This is a genomic window from Flavobacterium ichthyis (assembly GCF_009915155.1).
Classification (GTDB): Bacteria; Bacteroidota; Bacteroidia; order Flavobacteriales; family Flavobacteriaceae; genus Flavobacterium; species Flavobacterium ichthyis.
The window spans coordinates 136,099-154,545 of sequence record NZ_JAABLM010000008.1; the positions used below are offsets into that span (position 1 = coordinate 136,099).

An 18,447-nucleotide genomic window follows, 5' to 3' on the forward strand; every position below is an offset into this window, starting at 1 on the left:
CAAAATCCGTCATTTTTATTTTTTTTATTAAGAATTTATGCGCGTTCAATTACGATGGCAGAAGCACCACCACCACCATTACAAATGGCAGCAGCCCCAATTTTTCCTTTATTTTGTTCCAATACGTTAATTAGAGTGATGATAATTCTCACACCAGAACATCCAAGCGGATGACCGAGAGAAACGGCACCTCCATTAACATTTACTTTGTTTGCATCAATTCCTAAAATTTTTGTATTGGCAATCCCTACTACAGAAAAAGCTTCATTAAATTCAAAAAAATCAACATCAGCTATCGCAATATTTGCTTTGTCCAGAGCTTTTGGCAAGGCTTTCGCAGGTGCAGTTGTAAACCATTTTGGTTCCTGTTCTGCATCAGCAAAACTTTTTATATAAGCCAAAGGTTTCAAGTTTAACGCTTTTGCCTTTTCTTCCGACATCAAAATTACCGCTCCAGCACCATCATTTATAGTCGAAGCATTTGCTGCCGTTACAGTTCCTTCTTTTGTAAAAACAGGATTTAATGACGGTATTTTATCAAGTTTTACGTTAGTAAATTCTTCGTCTTTGGTAACCATGACTGGATCACCTTTTCTTTGTGGAACCGCAACCGGAACGACCTCGTTATCAAATTTTCCTTCTTGCCAAGCTTTTGCAGAACGCTCGTAAGATTGAATAGCAAATTGATCTTGTTCCTCACGCGAAATTCTATATTCTGTAGCACATAAATCGGCACAAACTCCCATGGCATTGTTGTCGTAAGCATCTGTCAAACCATCTTTTTGCAAACCATCAATCATGTTAGCAGGACCAAATTTATAACCATTTCTCAAATGAACATAGTGTGGAATTTGACTCATATTTTCCATTCCTCCAGCAACCGCAATTTCGATATCCCCACTGGCAATTGCTTGAGCTGCCATCATCACTGATTTCATCCCTGAAGCGCAAACTTTGTTAACAGTAGTGGTAATCACACTTTCTGGCAAACCGGCGGCAAGAGCTGCTTGTCTTGCGGGAGCTTGGCCAATGCCAGCCTGTACCACATTTCCCATAAAAACTTCATCGACCAATTTAGGGTCTAAATTTATTTTCTCTAAAGCACCTTTAATTGCAATTCCTCCTAATTGTGGAGCCGAAACGGTTGATAAACCGCCTAAAAAACTTCCAATTGGTGTTCTTGCTGCGGCAACTATAACTATCTTTTTTGTCATTCTAAAATATTGTTGTTTGTTATGTTGCGAATTTAATATTTATTGTTGGAATAATATGCAATTTTTTGAAAGATCATTGCCATAAGGAAGTATTTTCAAAGTTTAAGAAGAATAAATGTCAAATCGAAATTTAAAAGCGAACTTACGTGTTCATAAAATATTTGCGGCATCCTACGAAAATAGAGTAAGGGGGTAGTAAAAACACAAAAGCCACTGAAATCAGTGGCTTTGTTGTGTGATCGCAGAAGGATTCGAACCTTCGACCGCCTGCTTAGAAGGCAGGTGCTCTATCCAGCTGAGCTATGCGACCCAAAAAATTTTTAGTCGGGGTGGCAGGATTCGAACCTGCGACCTCCTGGTCCCAAACCAGGCGCGATGACCGGGCTACGCTACACCCCGAAAAAAGCGGAGAGACAGGGACTCGAACCCTGGCGACGGTTACCCGTCGACAGATTAGCAATCTGCTCCGTTACCACTCCGGCACCTCTCCTCAGTAAAATTTAAAAAAGTTTTACCCTTTTTTGCGGTTGCAAATTTAGCTTAACACTTACAATTTACCAAACAATTAGTCTTGTTTTTTTAATTAATATTTTATTTTTTTCAGAAACTGTTAAAAATCAACGTGGTAAGAATCATAGCATTTTTTTTAGGTTTTAAATTTGAAGTAAATTTTATAAATTTATAAGAAAACTATGTCAACAATTGAGATTGATAAATTATTTGCGAGACAAATTTATAAACCAGCATCTAAGAAAACTCATAAAGGAATTCAAGGTCACGCTTTAATTATTGGCGGAAGTTATGGCAAAATAGGTTCTGTAGTATTGGCATCAAAAGCGGCGCTGAAGTCAGGTTGTGGATTAATTACTGCCTTTATTCCAAAATGTGGTGTTGATATTTTGCAAATTTCTTTTCCGGAAGCTATGGTAACTGCCGACGAAAACGAAACAGTCATTAGTAACATTGACATTCAATTTGAACCAAATGCTATAGCGATTGGAGTAGGGTTAGGAACTTCACACGTAACCGCAATAGCATTAGAACATTTTTTACAGAAAAATAAAAATCCATTAGTAATTGATGCAGATGCGATTAACTTAATATCAAAAAATAAAAATTTGCTTAAGTTTTTGCCTAAAAATTCAGTCATTACACCTCATAAAAAAGAATTACAACGTTTATTAGGAACTTGGAAATCTGATGATGAAAAGATAGTCAAAATTCAACAAATTTCTCATGATTATCAATTAATTGTAGTTGAAAAGGGGAGTCCTACACTAATTTATTATGAGAATAAAATTTTTGAAAACACTTCGGGGAACGAAGCTTTGGCGACAGCAGGAAGTGGCGATTCTCTTACGGGAATTATTACTGGATTAATAGCACAGGGTTATGAACCTTTGGCAGCAACACAATTGGGCGTTTATCTACACGGATTAACTGCAGATTTGGTATGGGAAAATACTTCGAAAGAAGCTTTTACGGCATCTGATATTGCTAGTTTTTTAGGAAAAGCGTTTCTTTTTTTAAAGGAAAATTAATCTTCTTTGATTATAATTACTGTTGCCTTAAATCCAGTAGCAAGATTCCACCTATCTGCGGCAACTAACTTTCCTTTATCGTCAAACACGTGAAATTCTGCTGTATTTGGACCATACAATCCTTGATTCAAGGCTTCAAAATCAATTTTATTAAATCCTTTTTCCAATGGTAAGTCCATCACGCCAAAATTCACATCCAACGTAATAGATGCGATAACTACTTTTTCATTAACAGAAATTTTAATTTTATCACCATCAGGGTAACCGTGATCTCGAAATTTCAGGTTTACAAAAGCGCCATTACTTCGGAACTCACCAAAAAACTGATTTCCTTTCATAGCAGGTTGGTTGTCTGGGCCATCGATGGATTTCTGCATTTTTTTTAAATACTTTTCACCTGGATCAGCAAAGCTTTCACCTGGATCGCCAAAAATTATTCCTTTTTCGCCACCTATTTGCCATCGGTCAGATTTTGGAGTTTTATCAGTATCAAAAATTGAGGTGTTTGGAGTTTTGACCTCTGGTATAGCAGTTTGAACTGGACCTTGCGTTGCCGGAATAGAAATAGAATTATTCCGATCCAGTTGCGAAAAGCCACGAAAGCTAATTAATAGAAATAAAAGGTATATTTTTTTCATCTGCCTCAATAAAAGTCTTTAAAACACACTTCAAATTTGTTGCCAAAGTACATTTTTTTAAACGCTTTTCAACCACTATGGTGGTCATTTTGTAATAATTTTAGCATTTGTCATTAGTTATCGTTCCATTAAAAGTTGTAATTTAGGTTTTAGAATAACCATTATAAAAAAAATTTGGCCTATGAGATTGTCCGTGGAAAGAAAACCTAATAAAGTAACTCCAGATTCGGCACGTGTAATTGCCCGTTATTTTTTTAATGGTGAAGAACGTGCTATTTCCCTTATTAAAAAAATAATGGAGTTAACTTCTGAAGAAATTTTTGCTACAATTTCGCCACTGCTGCAAGATTTTTCAAAACGCCATCGAAATATTACTAAAAAATTATTGAAACATTGTGAGAAAGTTAAAGACTGTATTGACAAGGCAGGTTATGATTTTGATAAGTTAGATGAGTTTACAAAATATCTTATTGGGTCTTATTTTACACACGAATATTCGATTGAGTCTGCGGCTTTTTTTAATCCTTCTGTTGTTCCAGATCCGGATCAATCTAACTTAGAAGAAGGGCAACTTAGGGTGTTAATTAGTTTTAGGGCTGTAGGTGAAGGGCATGTTTCATCGGTTGTTTTTCGCCGGGCGATGATTGATAAGCATAATAATATTAATGTGGTTCCTGCTGGAAATTATATTGATGAAGCAGAAAAAGTTCACAATATGGTTTATAATAAGAATCTATTTTTGAAAAAAGGACAAGAAGCTGACATTGATAAAAATTTTTTAAAAGAAGTTGATGAACAACTCGGCGATCGTTTTGATTATAACCATCTCAAAGAGCTTATTTTAAAAGCCAAATCAAATACAAATGACCATAAAATAATTTCGCAGTACAATTTAATATTAGCATTATCAGACAGTTATAGAAAGATTAGTTTTTCAAAAGACACTGATATAAGTGACCGCGTCATTTTTCCTATTTCGGATTTTGAAAGTAACGGAATTGAAGATGCAAGATTTGTAAAATTTACAAAAGATAATGGCAGTGTAGTGTATTATTGTACTTATACAGCTTATGATGGAAGCCATATTATGCCTAAATTATTACAAACGACTGACTTTTATGATTTTAAAACGAGCCCCTTAAATGGTGCTGGTGCAAAAAATAAAAATTTAGCTTTATTTCCTCGAAAAATTAATGGAAAATATGCCATGCTATCTAGAATTGACGGATGGAATAACTACTTAATGTATTCTGATAATATCAATATTTGGGAACATCCAATTAAAATTCAACAACCAGAATATCCGTGGGAATTTGTACAAATTGGAAATTGTGGCTCACCAATTGAAACGGAACATGGTTGGCTTGTCATGACTCATGCTGTCGGACCTATGAGACGCTACTGCATTGGAGCATCATTATTAGACTTAGACAATCCGGAAAAAGAAATTGGTCGTTTAAAAGAACCATTAATTATGCCAAATCCTGACGAACGTGAAGGATACGTACCAAATGTAGTTTATTCATGTGGTTCGATTATTCACAATGACGAGTTGATAATACCTTATGGATTATCAGATTATAGTTCAGGCTTTGCAACCGTAAAAATAAAAATGCTCTTAGAAAAATTGTTGTCTGGAGGTTGACATTTAGATAACAATTAATGAATTTGACTCAAAATTAAGTCCTAAATATTTGAACTATAATTTACATTATGTAAAATAAAACTTTATTGATTGTGTTTTGTCAATTCATTTTTATAAGGCTTCATTATAATTCTGTTTCGTCTCTTTGTAAAAGTTCTTTGTAAAATTTCACGGCAGATTTTTTTAAATTTAGTGATAGAACTTTTTAATCGACTACTTTGTTTTAATTTTTTTTTAAAACAAAAATGTAAGATTTTATTTCATAATGGTTTATCAATCAAAAAGCATTGTCTGGAAATTACCAAACAATGCTTTTCTTAATTAAGTATTGGAAAATCTAATTTACTTTAAATTAGTATAAAATTTAAAGTAAACATTGCTATCATTATAATTTTGTTAAAATAAAAATGATGAATTGTGGTAAAATTACTAAGTTTTTTTCAAGATTTTTTATAATTATCATTACTTTAAGATTTTTTATTTAAGCTTTTATATTTATAAACCAATCTATACCTTTGTTATATAAAAGTACTGAAATGATTTATATAATTTTAAGCGTAATATGCAGTGTTTCTGTTGGTGTATTGATTAAAATTGCGAGGCGGTTCGAAATTGATTTTGTGCAAATTATTACCCTCAATTATATTTCGGCAATATTCCTGTGTTACTTTTCATACCAACCCGAAATACCATTAGAAGAACCCCTACCCTGGAATTTATACATTCCTCTTGGTATTTTCTTGCCTTCAGTATTTTTTTTATTAGCAATGAGTGTAAAACACATGGGGATTGTAAAAACTGATATTGTGCAAAGATTGTCACTTTTCATTCCAGTATTAGCATCAGTATTTATATTCAATGAGCAATTTTCTACCTTAAAAATTTTGGGATTATTACTCGCTTTTGTGGCAATTTACTTCATCCTAACCCGCAAAGAAAATCTCGAAAATGCAGGAAATAATTGGCTCTATCCCGCGATGGTAATGGTTGGTTTTGGTATTGCGGACGTACTATTTAAATCACTAACCTCCCAAACACATATTCCCTACACTACTTCCTTATTTATAGTTTTTTGTTTATCATTATTAATTTCTAGTATCTTTTCATTGTATTCTATCTTTTTTTATAAAAAACCTTTCTCTTTCCTTAATGTAGCATTCGGATTATTTCTAGGGTTACTAAACTTCGGTAACATTTTATTTTACTTAAAAGCACATGACGCGCTTTCAGAAAGTCCTACTACTGTTTTTGCCTCAATGAATTTAGGTGTTATTATAGCCGGAACCTTAATCGGAATATTCTACTTTAAAGAGAAAATCACTCCTAAAAATTACATAGGAATCGCATTAGCAATTCTTGCAATAGTGTTGATAACCCTCTCAAAACTTCATTAATTTTTTTTAATATGTGGTTGCAAAAAATAGTAATTTCTGCTAAATTTACTAGATATATATGACCTATATGAAAAATCATATTGCAACCAAAATAGCTGATTTTCTCAGTAATTATTCCCCATTTAACTACCTTACTTATTCAGAGTTGTTACAATTAGCAACCCACGTAAAAGTTTTATATTTAGAAAAAAATAAAATTTTATTCCAAATCAACGAACCTTGCCACGCTGATTTTTACGTGGTTGAATCCGGGGCAATTGGGTTATCAATTACATCAGATGCCGAAGATACCTTGATTGATAAATGTGATGAAGGCGATTCTATTGGCATAAGACCATTTTACGCCAAGAACAATTATTTAATGTCAGCCAAAGCGAGACAAGAAACTACTGTATATGCAATACCTCTTGAAATCTTTCATTCATATGTTATCAATAATCAAAAAATGCTTAACTTTTTCCTCGAAAGTTTTGCATCAAACACTCGAAATCCAAGAGATCGGGAACATCCCGGAACATTAGTTTCAGAAAATATTATTCTAAAAGAACCTCAAACAGACATTCAGTATTTTCAGTCCGTACAATATTCTAAAACACCTCTTTTAGCATTCCCTGAAACTTCAACACACGAAATTGCTCGCATGATGACAGATCAGTTAAGCGGTAGCGTTATCATTGTTCAAAACGAAATGCCAATAGGAATCGTTACTGATAAAGATTTACGCTCGAAAATAGCAACAGGAAACTACCCTATCTCCACTCCTGCTTCTAAAGTGATGACCTCACCCGTAATAACCGTTCAGGAAAATTTATCTCTCGCCGAAGCACAATTATATATGCTAAAATACAATGTAGATTATTTATGCGTTACAGAGGATGGCACTGATAGATCACCAATTCGGGGAATTGTATCAGAAAATGATATGGTAATGGCTCAAGCCAATAACCCTGGAGTGTTGATAAAAGAGGTAAAACGTTCTCAAAATGCAAAAGATTTAAAAAGAAGCCGAGAAAAACTAGCCGAATTAATCCAAACTTCCATTACTAAGGACATCCCAGTTTCTCACATTATGAATATTGCAGGCGAAATTAATACTGCTATTACAAGGCGAGCAATAGAACTTTCAATTTTAGAAATGGGTTCACCTCCTGTAAAATTTGGTTGGTTTGCCATAGGAAGTCAAGGAAGAAACGAACAACTTTTGTTAACGGACCAAGATAGCTTTCTAATTTTTGAAGACGTTCCGGCAGAAAAATATCGTGAAACAAGAGATTTTTTTCTAAGATTAGCAAAACGAACCACTATAATACTTGAGAAAATAGGTTATCAATTAAGTCCTGACGGTGCCGTTGCAAGCAATACTATTTGGTGTAAACCACTAACTGATTGGGTTAGTCAATTTAATAATTGGATGAATACTCCCGGAGAAAATACTGATAATATTAATCCGATATTCTTTGATTACGAAATGGTATTTGGCGATTCATCAATTGAGGATAATTTGTCAGACAATATATTTAAAAACGCTAAAGGCAATAAACTTTTCTTTGATTACTTAGGAAATGATGTACTGAAAAAGCCACCACCATTTAATTTTTTTCGCCAATTTAATATTGAAGAAGATGGCGAACATAAAAATTTATTTGACCTTAAAAACAGAGCTTTGACTCCATTAATTGATGCAGCAAGAATACTTATTTTACATCAAAATGCTAAGTCAATTAACAATACGTTCCATCGTTTTAAAGAACTTGCTACTTTAGATCCTAAAAATGCCGAATTGTATTTAAATGCTGCAGAATCATTTTTAATCTTTGCTGAATTTAAAACCATAGAAGGAATAACAAATGAAAACTCTGGTCAATTTATTAATCTTGAACAACTCTCAAAAACAGATAAAATCAAGTTAAAAAATGCGTTTCAGCCACTTCGTGAAATTCAAGAATTAATTAAAAATAGATTTAAACTTACTTATTTCTCATAATGTTAGATTGGTTAAAACTCAATAAAGATTATCCGGAATTCTGGAGGAAATATTTACAAAATTTTGAAAATAAGTCTGCTCGATACGTAATATTTGCCACTGAAACAAGCGGCCTAAATTCAGATGAAGATAAAATTTTGTCAATTGGAGCTGTTGGCGTACAAGAAGATAAAATCATTGTAGCAGATAGTTTTGACGTTAATATTTATCAAGAAAATATTTCGACTCTTCAAAGTTTAGAAAGTAATGAGCGAATCTCTCAAACTGAATCCATTGTTCAATTTTTAGAATATATAAAAAATGCAACATTAGTAGGTCATCGAATCCATTTTGAAATTGAACTTCTAAACAAAGCACTTGATAAAATGGGTTGCGGCCGACTGAAAAACGAAGCAATTGATATTGAAGTCATGTTTAGAAAATGGAAAGAACTTTCTGACGATCGGAATATTTCTCTCGACGATTTAAGTAACTATTTTAAAATTGTAAAAACTGAGCATCAATCCGCTTCAAATGATGCTTATACAATAGCATTAATCTTTTTGAGATTAAAACAAAGGCTCAAGATTTAACAAATGCTTAATAAAATTGTTGAACATTAATGTTAATTATTATAAATATTCCGTAATAAAATATTAATTTTAACTTATCCATCTCAAATAGATAGCCTTTTGTGTAGCAAACGAGTTAAAATGAGCACTTGCCATTATTGGTTTGATTTTACCACACTCATCGCTTTAAAATTAATTTTATTGCTTTGGGGTTTGGCAGTAATAGGAATTATATTAAAGATGAAGTCCATCACACGGCCATTCATATTTTGTATTCCAATAGTGGCAGTAATTTTTTTATCCTGCCTCTTTTCTAAAAAAAAATATGATGAGGAAAAAGGGCTTGTTTTATTTATTTTTACACTAACCCTTTTCGTCATAGTCTATTTCATTGACTACTTTGCTGACACGCATTATTTTGAAAAATATTAATCAAGATAACGTTCTTCAAATATTTTTTGGTGATGGCGTTGATGCCCGATAATAATAAATCCCAAAGCACGAACCGAAATAGAAAACCCTGAAGCTGTACCGGTTTTTTTAAAAGTTTCTTCGTCAAAAGTTTTAAATAACGCAATACTGCTTTGTCTAACAATAGCCAGTTCCGTCAATAAATCCCTTATATGACGATGATTTCCACCAGCAACATCGGCAAATTTGTTTTCGTCAAAACCTGGAAGAGCTGTTTGGTCATTTCTGGCAATACGCAAAGCGCGATATGCAAAAATTCTTTCAGAATCAATTAGATGTTGAACAATATCTTTGATAGTCCATTTTCCTTCCGCATAACGATAATCATATTTGTCCATGGGAATATTTTGTACAAATTTTATAAACTCATGTACAGTAATTTCCAGTTCTTCAACCAAAATTCCGTTAGGAACCAAGTTTACATAATTTTGATAAAACGGAGCAAATTCCGTCACGGGTAATTGATTAGCGTTCATTTTTTTAGGCAGAATTTCTACTAGCGTTAATATTTCCAAACAGCGATCTCATGACAATTTTTTCGTAAATTTTTACCAAATTTTCATCAACATTTGGCTCGTGCTCCAATTCGTTGATTTTAGAAAGTGCATATTGCTGAATGGTAAGCAAAGGTAACACAATTTGCTCTCGCATTTTTATCGAAGCTCTACCATCAGGATAATTTTCCATTAAAGACTGAAATCCTGCGAGTTTGAGCACTAATCTTTTTGATTCCTCAAATTCGGCACAAATCATTTCCCAAAAATCACTAAATTCTTCATCGTCTTTCATATATGACGTTAAAGGAAAAAATGATTTTGCCAATGACATCATACTGTTTTCAATTAAAGTCCTGAAAAACAAGGAGTTTTCATAAAGGTTTTCTATTTCGTTCCAACGGTTATTACGTTCAAAATTTTTCAAAGCCGTTCCCAAACCATAAAATCCGGGAACATTTTGCTTGAGTTGGCTCCAAGCTCCAACGAATGGAATGGCTCGCAAATCTTTAAAATCTAATTTTTTAGATTTTGATCTTTTAGCAGGACGGCTTCCAATGTTTGCCATCGAATAATATTTTAAAGCACTTCTTCTTTCTAAATATGGAATGAATTTTGGGTGATTTTTAAAATCTGAATATGACTGATAGCTCAACTCTGATAATTCTGTTAAAACTGACTTTTCTTTTTTAGATAGCTTATTGTCTTCTTTAAAAAATATTTCATTTGCGGCTCCAGCACTTAAAATATTTTCAATATTAAATTTGCTTGAATGGAAAGTGCCAAAGTTAGAACTAATCGTCTGACCTTGAATGGTAATCTGAATTTCTTTATTTTCAATTTCGGGCCCTAAAGAAGCGTAAAATTTGTGCGTTTTTCCGCCACCTCTGGCTGGAGGTCCTCCTCTACCATCAAAAAATACAACAGCTACATCATATTCTCTGGAAATGGAAGTTAACATTTCTTTCGCTTTATAAATACTCCAGTTTGCCATTAAATATCCACCATCTTTTGTACCATCAGAAAACCCTAACATGATGGTCTGTTTTCCTCCTCTTCGCTGTAAATGTTCGGCATATTTTTTATTAGAATAAAGCGTTTTCATTATACTTTCTGCATTTTTCAAATCTTCAACCGTTTCAAAAAGTGGGATAATGTCAACCGAAGGATTTTCCCATCCGGTTAATTGAAATAGTGCCAGGGTCTCGATTACATTTAAAGCAGATTCATTGTTACTGATGATATAACGGTTACAAGCTTCTTCACCATTATTTTCCTGAATTTCTTTAACCAAAATTGCTGATTCTAAAGTGTTTAGCGTGATTTCATCTTCAATCAAATTCAAATCTATAGTTTCGGTATTTTTTTGCAAAACCGCAATTCTTTCGCTTTCAGAAAGTTGCATATAATTTTCTGGAAAAATATCTAATTTATTTTGGATAGAAACCGAAACTAAATTTTCGTAAACTTCTTTGTGAATTTGACTATTTTGACGAATGTCTAATGTGGCAAAATAAAATCCAAAAAGATTAATTTTATTGATCAAATTGTCAACTTGTTCTACATAAAGAGACTGATGTTTTTTTACTATTGTATCGCGAACAGTATTTAAAATTTTCTTCATTTCACTAAGTGTAATGAAAATCTCACCTTTTGAATAATAAACTGAACGATAAATTTTATCTTCTAAACCTGCCCAAATCTCGTCAACTTCGGTAAAAGTTAGTTTACGTTTCAAGTTCCGAATGTCACGATAATAACATTTTAATATTGATGTGCGAAGTCTCCCTGCTACCTTTCTAGTGATTTCGGTAGTTACAAAAGGATTTCCATCGCGATCACCACCTGGCCAAAAACCGAACTCAATTATTTTATTTTTGGGCATTTCACCTTTGTATAAATCGCTTTGAAAAAATTGCATAATATTTCCAGCAGTTTCATAAAATACATTTTCTAAATACCATGTTAGGCTAACGGCTTCGTCAAATGGTGTGGGCTTCTCTTTTTTAATAAAAGGCGTTTTCCCTAATTGTGCCAGTAATTCCTGAATTCTTTTCAAGTTATTATCTCGAATTGCGCTTTCTAAATCCGTAATGATTCCTAAAACTGAACCTGGATAAAACTGCGTTGGATGTGCTGTCAAAACGGTTCTGGCACGGAAATTTTCGAAAAAATTTTGTAATTCTTTTAATCTTCCCATGTTTTCTGCTCTTTCTTTGGTTGCCATCACAGAATTTTGTCCATTAATGTCATGAATTTCATTAAACGCCGCATCTTCAATCGCATCAAATAATACAATTTGTCGTTCTACATATTGAATGAACCTGAACATTAAATCTATTTTTTCCTTTTCTGATGCTTGATCTAAATATTTTTCGGAGAAATAGTCAAAAATTTGTTTAGGTGTCCATTCTTTGGCAAAACCCATTTCGCAGACCTCGGTAAATAAAGGAAGTAATATTCCTGTTGTACCAATATTGTCAAAAGGTAACTTAATTAATATACTATTATAAATCTGATATTTTGCCGCAACGTGTTCTTCGAAACGTTTGAGTTTTGGGTTTTGGTACATCGTAAAAATTTTTAATTAAATTAATAAAAAAACCCTTATGTTTTAGCATAAGGGTTTCATAAAATATTTGTAAAAAAAAATTACATATCTTTAAAAATAGTGTGCATCAAACGTTTTTTGTCATTAATGCTTTCATCAAGGGAAATCATAGTTTCCGTTCTGTAAACACCTTCAATATCATCTATCATGAAAATTACATCTTTTGCATGTTTTGTATCCATTGCTCGAATTTTGCAAAAAATATTGAATTTGCCGGTAGTTACGTGAGCTACTGTCACAAAAGGAATTTCGTTGATGCGCTCCAAAACAAATTTGGTTTGCGAGGTATTGTGAAGAAAAACACCTACATATGCAATGAAAGAATAGCCTAACTTTTCATAATTTAAAGTCAACGACGAGCCTAAAATAATTCCGGCTTCTTCCATTTTTTTTACTCTAACGTGCACAGTTCCAGCAGAAATCAATAATTTTTTAGCAATATCTGTAAAAGGAACTCTTGTATTGTCAATCAACATATCTAAGATTTGATGATCAACTTCATCTAAACGAAACTTGTTCATAATTTGTGTGTATTTTTCTAAAATTTGATTACAAAAAAATTAAATTATTTTCAATTTTAAAAGAAAAGTGTTAATATTTTGGCAATCCATTAACAATTTTAACTTTTTTACCAATATTGAAATTGCCTATTTTTCCAATTTCAATCGAATTTTCACCTTCAAAAAAAACGTCCTCTCCTTCTGCATTAAATTCAAAATGACCAAACTTTCCAGCTAATTCTCCAATATCAATAATCTTGGAAACAAACTCAATCTTGTCGTAATGAAGTTGTTCTTCAAATTGAAGTGCAAAATTCGATATTATTTGTTTACCATCATAATAAATTTTGATTTTTTTATAAATCAAATCATAAAAATTAGCTTTATTTTGAGGAATCTTGAAATAATTATCAATTTTATTATCAACTATATCGTTTTCGTAAATAAATCGTAATCCTGAAATTAATGAAAAAAAAATGTATTTGCGAGTAGTTTCTCGTTCATAATCATTAGGAAAATGACCTGCTTCAAATAAAATTGTAGGCGTTTTAAGATGCTGAAAGGTATCACCCACACAATTTATATTAAAGCTATCGTCAAATCGCCCTACTTGTCCCGGAATATATTTTTGTAATGTGTGATTCATCGCAATAATTACGGACATGGCTTTTTTTCGCACTTCATTTACATCTCGGTTCTCATTAAAAGAAGGAGCTAAAAAGGACACAGTTGCAGGTTTACCTGAATCTTCTACCCCGAAAATTGTTCTTTGATCGTGAAGATTGAAACAAAAATCTGGGTTAATCTGATCAAAATAACTTCTTAATAATTGGCTTTCCGGTTGCGTAAGATTTTGAAAATCGCGGTTTAAATCTATTTGATTCGCGTTGACACGGGTATATTTTTCAGCTCCATCGGGGTTAAGCATTGGAAAAATATAAAATGAGAATCTTTTTAAAAACCTAATCGCCTCGGGCTCGCCGCTTTCAAGAAAATTGATTAAGTCAATAACTGCTTTCGTTGTGGTACTTTCGTTTCCATGCATTTGTGACCAAATTAAAATCTTTATTCTTCCCTTTCCTTTTTGGTACAAAAAAATAGGCTTTTTTTCAACAGAAATCCCTTGAATTGAAACATTCTTATAACGGCTAAATTGTTCTAAAAACGGTTGAAGATGTTGCAGTGAAACATACCTTCCAACTATTTTTTGCTCCTTATATCGTACAAAATATTCTTCTAAATCCATTCATTCAAAAATTAGTTTACAAAAGTAAACAAACCTTGATTTACAATTGTAAACAGTTACATTGTTACATTTGTAAATAGTATATTTCCAAAAATAATTCTTTGTATTAAAGTAATTTAAAATATTTATAATCAGTATTTTGTATTAATTTACTTAATTCATTAGTTGAATAATTTTTGCAGCTATTTTTAAAAATAAAAAATTGATATTATTTTTGTTTACATTTGTAAAGTTATTATTTTAAACAGCTATTATGGTCAATTCTGATGATTTTGTGAAGCGTTTGGAGAAAATTTTACAATATTATAGTCTTTCAGCTTCTGCATTTGCGGATAAGATTGGCGTACAAAGGTCTAGTGTTTCTCACCTTCTCTCTGGCAGGAACAATCCAAGTTTAGATTTTATCTTAAAGTTGTTAGAAGTATTTCCAGAGATAGATTTATATTGGATTTTAAATGGAAAAGGAAATTTTCCGAAGGAACCAAAAATTGATGATGAAATCGCAGGAGAAAAGCTCGTGGAACATCAACCAACTTTGACAGATATAATAGCTAATGAGGTAGAAATCAAAAATCAAGATATGATTCCTGAAGCAAAAAAGAATCTTGATATAGAAAAAATTGTAATATTTTATAACAACGGTACATTTAAAGAATACCAACCCCAATAAAAAAGAAAAGCCCCGATTTCACAATGAAATCGAGGCTCTCCAAACCAATAAAACAAACACAAAATTTTTAGTCACGTAGATAAACTGCTGTTGCACCAGCTTCTGTTCTATTCATCATTGGCGTTGCATCAGATTGGGCAGCGGTTGGGTAAGCAAAACTTAAAATTCTTCCGCCTCCATTGGCTCTTTCTGCCACGTATATCATATTAGTGTCATCATCAAATGCTACATCTACTGGATTTCCTAATAATGAATTAGGACCGTAGATTCTTTTCTGATTGGCGAGTGAAATTGTGCCACCATTTACTGTATTATTCCAAACAGTACTGAAATTTTCTATGACTACAATACCTCCATCAGTACTTGAAGCCGCATCACCCACATCTGTTAGAATCAATGTGTTATCATCATCAGAAAAATTTATTCCATGTGTTCTCACTAAACCTTCAATCCCAACAATTTTATCAGGTGTAAGCGTTCCTTCTGGTTTAGAAAAAATATTATTGAAAACTGCCATTCTGTTACTTAAATCTTCAACGGCGTAAAGATTTCCATCTTCAATATCAATTCCCCACAATTTAAAACCGATGTTAAAAGTTTTTTCGCGGGTAAACCCAGTTGAAGTTCTTTGATAAACAATTAATTTGTTTTGTAGCCCATTTGCATCATTTTGATCTTGTACCACAACCACTCTATTGTCATCTACTGCTATTTCTCTAGCATTTGTAAAATCACCAGTTGCACTACTTGCGGTCATCTCTAAGGTTGCAGCGGTTGATATCAATGCTTCCCGAAAGTTTCCGTAAACTTCTAAGCGATTATTAGTTCTAGAAGCTACAATAATTTCATTTCGATCGTCATCAAAATAAATTCCGTCAACGTCTGTACTTCCAATCCCGAACATTCTTGCCATTGGAGTCGTCATTGTTAAATCGGTGTAAGAAATCATACCAGTTGTGTTGCTCGAGGCAAATAATTCTCTCTCTGGATTACTTGGATTGTTACCGTTAGAATTATCGTCATCACTACACGAGACGAATACCATTGAGCTAGCAGCGATTGCTGCGAAGAAAAAATTCTTTTTCATAATAATTAGGTTTTATAAGGTTGATAATTAAAATTACGAAGCCAAATGATTTTTGGATTTATTCTACTTGCTAAAGCTTTGTTAAACTTTATTTTAAGTTTTACAAATAGTTGTCTGAAGAATTTAATTATTTAAAATCAACGTTAATTGTTTTATATTTACACAAATTCGAGTATTATGTTTAAGAAAATAGTTAGTTACGTTTACCCGATGAATGTTATGAAGCAAAATTCTGCTTTCAGTAAAAATCTAGAAGTAACCTGGACGAATGGTTATTTGGTTTTGGATTCGAGAAATACTAACTATTCTTATGGAAGCCTGCAACGAATTTTAAAAATTGGTCTGAAAAACATTGGATTTGAAAAAATCAAAAAGATGAATCACATTTTAGTTCTTGGAGTTGCGGGTGGAAGCGTAATTAAAACTTTGGTTGAAGAAATTCAGGTTTCAGCAAAAATAACAGGAGTAGAAATCGATAAAGAGGTTATTGAAATTGCTAACCTTTATTTTAATCTTAACAAAATTCCAAATTTAGAAATTGTCATTGAAGATGCTTTTGAATTTACTTTGAAAACCAAAACAAAATACGACCTTATTATTGTCGATGTTTTTTGTGACACTCACATGCCCAACTTTTTGTTTGAAGATTTTTTTAGAGAAAGAATCTGCTTTTTATTGCAACCTAAAGGGAACATTCTATTCAATACAATGTGTTTAAATGAAATCCAAAACCAAAGAAATATAAAATACGTGGAGCAAATTCCGAAGGATTATTTTGTAAAAACAATTCCTCGTGTAGAACAGCATAATGAGTTAATTATTATAGAAAAAAAATAATTTGTTTGTATCTTTAATGTAAGATAAATTTAATCATGAACAACTTACAGATTATTTCGCCAGCCTATTTTGAGGCGTTTAAAAAATCAATTTCTAAAGATTTTGCGGTACAATTTGAAGCAATCAAATCGCAACCAAATGACACCGAAGCCATAAAAAAATTCAATATTGAAGCGGTTGTGGCTTCTTCTAAAATTGAAGGCGAAAAAGTACAGTTAGAAGAATATCACGCTTATAAAATTTATAAAAAAGAGTTATCTCTTGAAATTGCCAAACGTCCCGACGATCTGTTTGAAGCTTATCAATTTGCTCAGCAAGAAAAATTGTCGTTTGATAATTTTTTCAAAGCACACGCCATGATTTCTAAAAATCTTTTGCCTTCCGAGCAACAAGGTCGTTTGCGTTTTGGTCAAAAAGTAATTTCGGGAACTAAAAACGGTAAAATAAGTTACGAAGCTTGCCAAGCCTCAGACGTACCAACAGAATTTAGAAAATTATTTGATGACATTGTGGTGTTGCTCAAGCAAAAACTTTCCTTGGAAGAAATTTTTTATTATGCCGCTTACATTCATTTGGTTTATGTAAAAATTCATCCGTTTGAAGATGGAAATGGCCGTTCTGCCAGACTTTTAGAAAAATGGTTTTTAGACCACAAATTAGACATTGCTGTTTGGGGCATTCCTTCGGAAAAATATTATTATGATTATTTGCCGGAATATTACAAATCGCTTGAAGATGTGGGATTTTTCTATGAAAAGCTGGATTATGCAAAGGCAATTCCGTTTTTAACGATGTTGGTAAAATCGGTTTCTTATCAAAAATAGAGAAGACTTTTAAAGCATTTTTCTGGCTTTTTCCAAATCTTCCAAAGTATCAATCCCAATTCCAACATGCGTGGTTTCTACCATTTTTATTTTTTTGCCATATTCTAAATACCGAAGTTGTTCTAATTTTTCCGAAGCTTCCAAAGACTTCATCGGCAAACTGTAAAAATCAAGCAAAGCCGGTTTTCTAAAAGCATAAATTCCGATGTGCTGAAAATACCTAACGCCAACATTTTCTTCCCTCGGAAACGGAATTACCGAACGCGAAAAATACAACGCCAATTGGTTTTGGTCCACAATAACTTTCACATTATTAGGATTTTCAATCGCTTCCTTGTCCTTTATTTCCCGCATTAAGGAAGCCAAATCAATTTGATGGGCAACATCATTTTTAAAAACTTCCAATAATTTTTCCAGCGACTCTTTATCGATAAAAGGTTCGTCTCCTTGCACATTGACCACAATATCAACTTCAATATTTTCAACTGCTTCTGCAATTCTATCGCTTCCGGATTCGTGATTTTTCTTGCTCATGACCGCTTTTCCACCATTCGAAATAATTTCATTAAAAATAATTTCCGAATCGGTGACTACCAAAACATCGTCAAATAATTCGGTCGAAATGGCCGCTTCGTAAGTTCTGAGAATGACAGTTTTACCTCCCAAATCCTGCATTAATTTGGCTGGAAATCGAGTTGAAGCATATCTGGCTGGAATTACGGCGATGGTTTTCATTTTTT

General features: G+C 32.7%; 17 protein-coding genes and 3 tRNA genes. 8 read left to right on the forward strand and 12 right to left on the reverse strand.

The window, feature by feature from the left end; genetic code table 11:
* Window positions 1–35 precede the first annotated feature (35 nt).
* From GV828_RS08300 to GV828_RS08315, 4 genes are all read right to left on the reverse strand, one after another.
* The gene (locus GV828_RS08300) at window positions 36–1,214 is read right to left on the reverse strand and encodes an acetyl-CoA C-acyltransferase (RefSeq protein ID WP_166537020.1); all 1,179 of its coding nucleotides are present in this window, start codon (window positions 1,212–1,214) and stop codon (window positions 36–38) included.
* A 236-nt stretch (window positions 1,215–1,450) separates the two neighbouring features.
* Window positions 1,451–1,524: transfer RNA gene (locus GV828_RS08305), tRNA-Arg, on the reverse strand.
* Window positions 1,525–1,538: 14 nt separating this feature from the next.
* Window positions 1,539–1,613: transfer RNA gene (locus GV828_RS08310), tRNA-Pro, on the reverse strand.
* Between the two features lie 7 nt (window positions 1,614–1,620).
* Window positions 1,621–1,704: transfer RNA gene (locus GV828_RS08315), tRNA-Ser, on the reverse strand.
* A 202-nt stretch (window positions 1,705–1,906) separates the two neighbouring features.
* Between GV828_RS08315 and GV828_RS08320 the strand changes: the two genes are divergently transcribed.
* Entirely contained in the window at window positions 1,907–2,755 is an 849-nt protein-coding gene (locus GV828_RS08320; protein WP_166537021.1) for an NAD(P)H-hydrate dehydratase, read from the forward strand.
* Here the strand turns inward: GV828_RS08320 and GV828_RS08325 are convergent.
* The gene (locus GV828_RS08325) at window positions 2,752–3,393 is read right to left on the reverse strand and encodes a hypothetical protein (protein ID WP_166537022.1); all 642 of its coding nucleotides are present in this window, start codon (window positions 3,391–3,393) and stop codon (window positions 2,752–2,754) included. The two genes, GV828_RS08320 and GV828_RS08325, sit on opposite strands and share 4 nt — an antisense overlap.
* A gap of 181 nt (window positions 3,394–3,574) precedes the next feature.
* On the opposite strand from GV828_RS08325, the gene GV828_RS08330 reads away from it, so the two are divergent.
* From GV828_RS08330 to GV828_RS08345, 4 genes are all read left to right on the forward strand, one after another.
* Window positions 3,575–5,038, forward strand: coding sequence for a glycoside hydrolase family 130 protein (locus GV828_RS08330; RefSeq protein WP_166537023.1), 1,464 nt, complete (start codon window positions 3,575–3,577; stop codon window positions 5,036–5,038).
* Window positions 5,039–5,574: 536 nt separating this feature from the next.
* Window positions 5,575–6,432, forward strand: coding sequence for a DMT family transporter (locus GV828_RS08335; protein WP_166537024.1), 858 nt, complete (start codon window positions 5,575–5,577; stop codon window positions 6,430–6,432).
* A 67-nt stretch (window positions 6,433–6,499) separates the two neighbouring features.
* Window positions 6,500–8,416, forward strand: coding sequence for a DUF294 nucleotidyltransferase-like domain-containing protein (locus GV828_RS08340; protein ID WP_166537025.1), 1,917 nt, complete (start codon window positions 6,500–6,502; stop codon window positions 8,414–8,416).
* Window positions 8,416–8,988 carry a 3'-5' exonuclease gene (locus GV828_RS08345; protein WP_166537026.1) on the forward strand — a complete coding sequence of 191 codons (573 nt, stop codon included), beginning with the start codon at window positions 8,416–8,418 and terminating at the stop codon, window positions 8,986–8,988. The genes GV828_RS08340 and GV828_RS08345 overlap by 1 nt, the downstream gene beginning before the upstream one ends.
* Before the next feature lie 134 nt (window positions 8,989–9,122).
* On the opposite strand, the gene GV828_RS08350 is transcribed toward GV828_RS08345, so the two are convergent.
* From GV828_RS08350 to GV828_RS08370, 5 genes are all read right to left on the reverse strand, one after another.
* The gene (locus tag GV828_RS08350; RefSeq protein ID WP_166537027.1) at window positions 9,123–9,347 is read right to left on the reverse strand and encodes a hypothetical protein; all 225 of its coding nucleotides are present in this window, start codon (window positions 9,345–9,347) and stop codon (window positions 9,123–9,125) included.
* 48 nt (window positions 9,348–9,395) lie between these two features.
* Entirely contained in the window at window positions 9,396–9,914 is a 519-nt protein-coding gene (locus tag GV828_RS08355; RefSeq protein ID WP_166537028.1) for a DinB family protein, read from the reverse strand.
* A gap of 4 nt (window positions 9,915–9,918) precedes the next feature.
* The gene (locus GV828_RS08360) at window positions 9,919–12,504 is read right to left on the reverse strand and encodes a phosphoenolpyruvate carboxylase (protein WP_166537029.1); all 2,586 of its coding nucleotides are present in this window, start codon (window positions 12,502–12,504) and stop codon (window positions 9,919–9,921) included.
* Window positions 12,505–12,584: 80 nt separating this feature from the next.
* Window positions 12,585–13,064 (reverse strand): Lrp/AsnC family transcriptional regulator, encoded by a 480-nt coding sequence (locus tag GV828_RS08365; protein ID WP_166537030.1) that lies wholly within the window; start codon window positions 13,062–13,064, stop codon window positions 12,585–12,587.
* A gap of 70 nt (window positions 13,065–13,134) precedes the next feature.
* The gene (locus tag GV828_RS08370; RefSeq protein WP_166537031.1) at window positions 13,135–14,289 is read right to left on the reverse strand and encodes a M14 family metallopeptidase; all 1,155 of its coding nucleotides are present in this window, start codon (window positions 14,287–14,289) and stop codon (window positions 13,135–13,137) included.
* Window positions 14,290–14,542: 253 nt separating this feature from the next.
* Between GV828_RS08370 and GV828_RS08375 the strand changes: the two genes are divergently transcribed.
* Entirely contained in the window at window positions 14,543–14,959 is a 417-nt protein-coding gene (locus GV828_RS08375) for a helix-turn-helix domain-containing protein (protein ID WP_166537032.1), read from the forward strand.
* A 67-nt stretch (window positions 14,960–15,026) separates the two neighbouring features.
* Here GV828_RS08375 and GV828_RS08380 read toward each other — a convergent pair whose 3' ends face one another.
* The gene (locus GV828_RS08380) at window positions 15,027–16,046 is read right to left on the reverse strand and encodes an NHL repeat-containing protein (protein WP_166537033.1); all 1,020 of its coding nucleotides are present in this window, start codon (window positions 16,044–16,046) and stop codon (window positions 15,027–15,029) included.
* 177 nt (window positions 16,047–16,223) lie between these two features.
* Between GV828_RS08380 and GV828_RS08385 the strand changes: the two genes are divergently transcribed.
* Together GV828_RS08385 and GV828_RS08390 are read left to right on the forward strand one after the other, a co-directional pair.
* A complete protein-coding gene (locus GV828_RS08385; protein WP_166537034.1) occupies window positions 16,224–16,883 on the forward strand; it encodes a spermidine synthase in 660 nt (219 codons plus the stop codon).
* 35 nt (window positions 16,884–16,918) lie between these two features.
* Window positions 16,919–17,707, forward strand: a complete 789-nt coding sequence (locus tag GV828_RS08390) for a Fic family protein (RefSeq protein WP_166537035.1) — start codon at window positions 16,919–16,921, stop codon at window positions 17,705–17,707.
* A gap of 9 nt (window positions 17,708–17,716) precedes the next feature.
* Here GV828_RS08390 and kdsB read toward each other — a convergent pair whose 3' ends face one another.
* The gene (kdsB, locus tag GV828_RS08395; protein WP_166537036.1) at window positions 17,717–18,442 is read right to left on the reverse strand and encodes a 3-deoxy-manno-octulosonate cytidylyltransferase; all 726 of its coding nucleotides are present in this window, start codon (window positions 18,440–18,442) and stop codon (window positions 17,717–17,719) included.
* Window positions 18,443–18,447 lie beyond the last annotated feature (5 nt).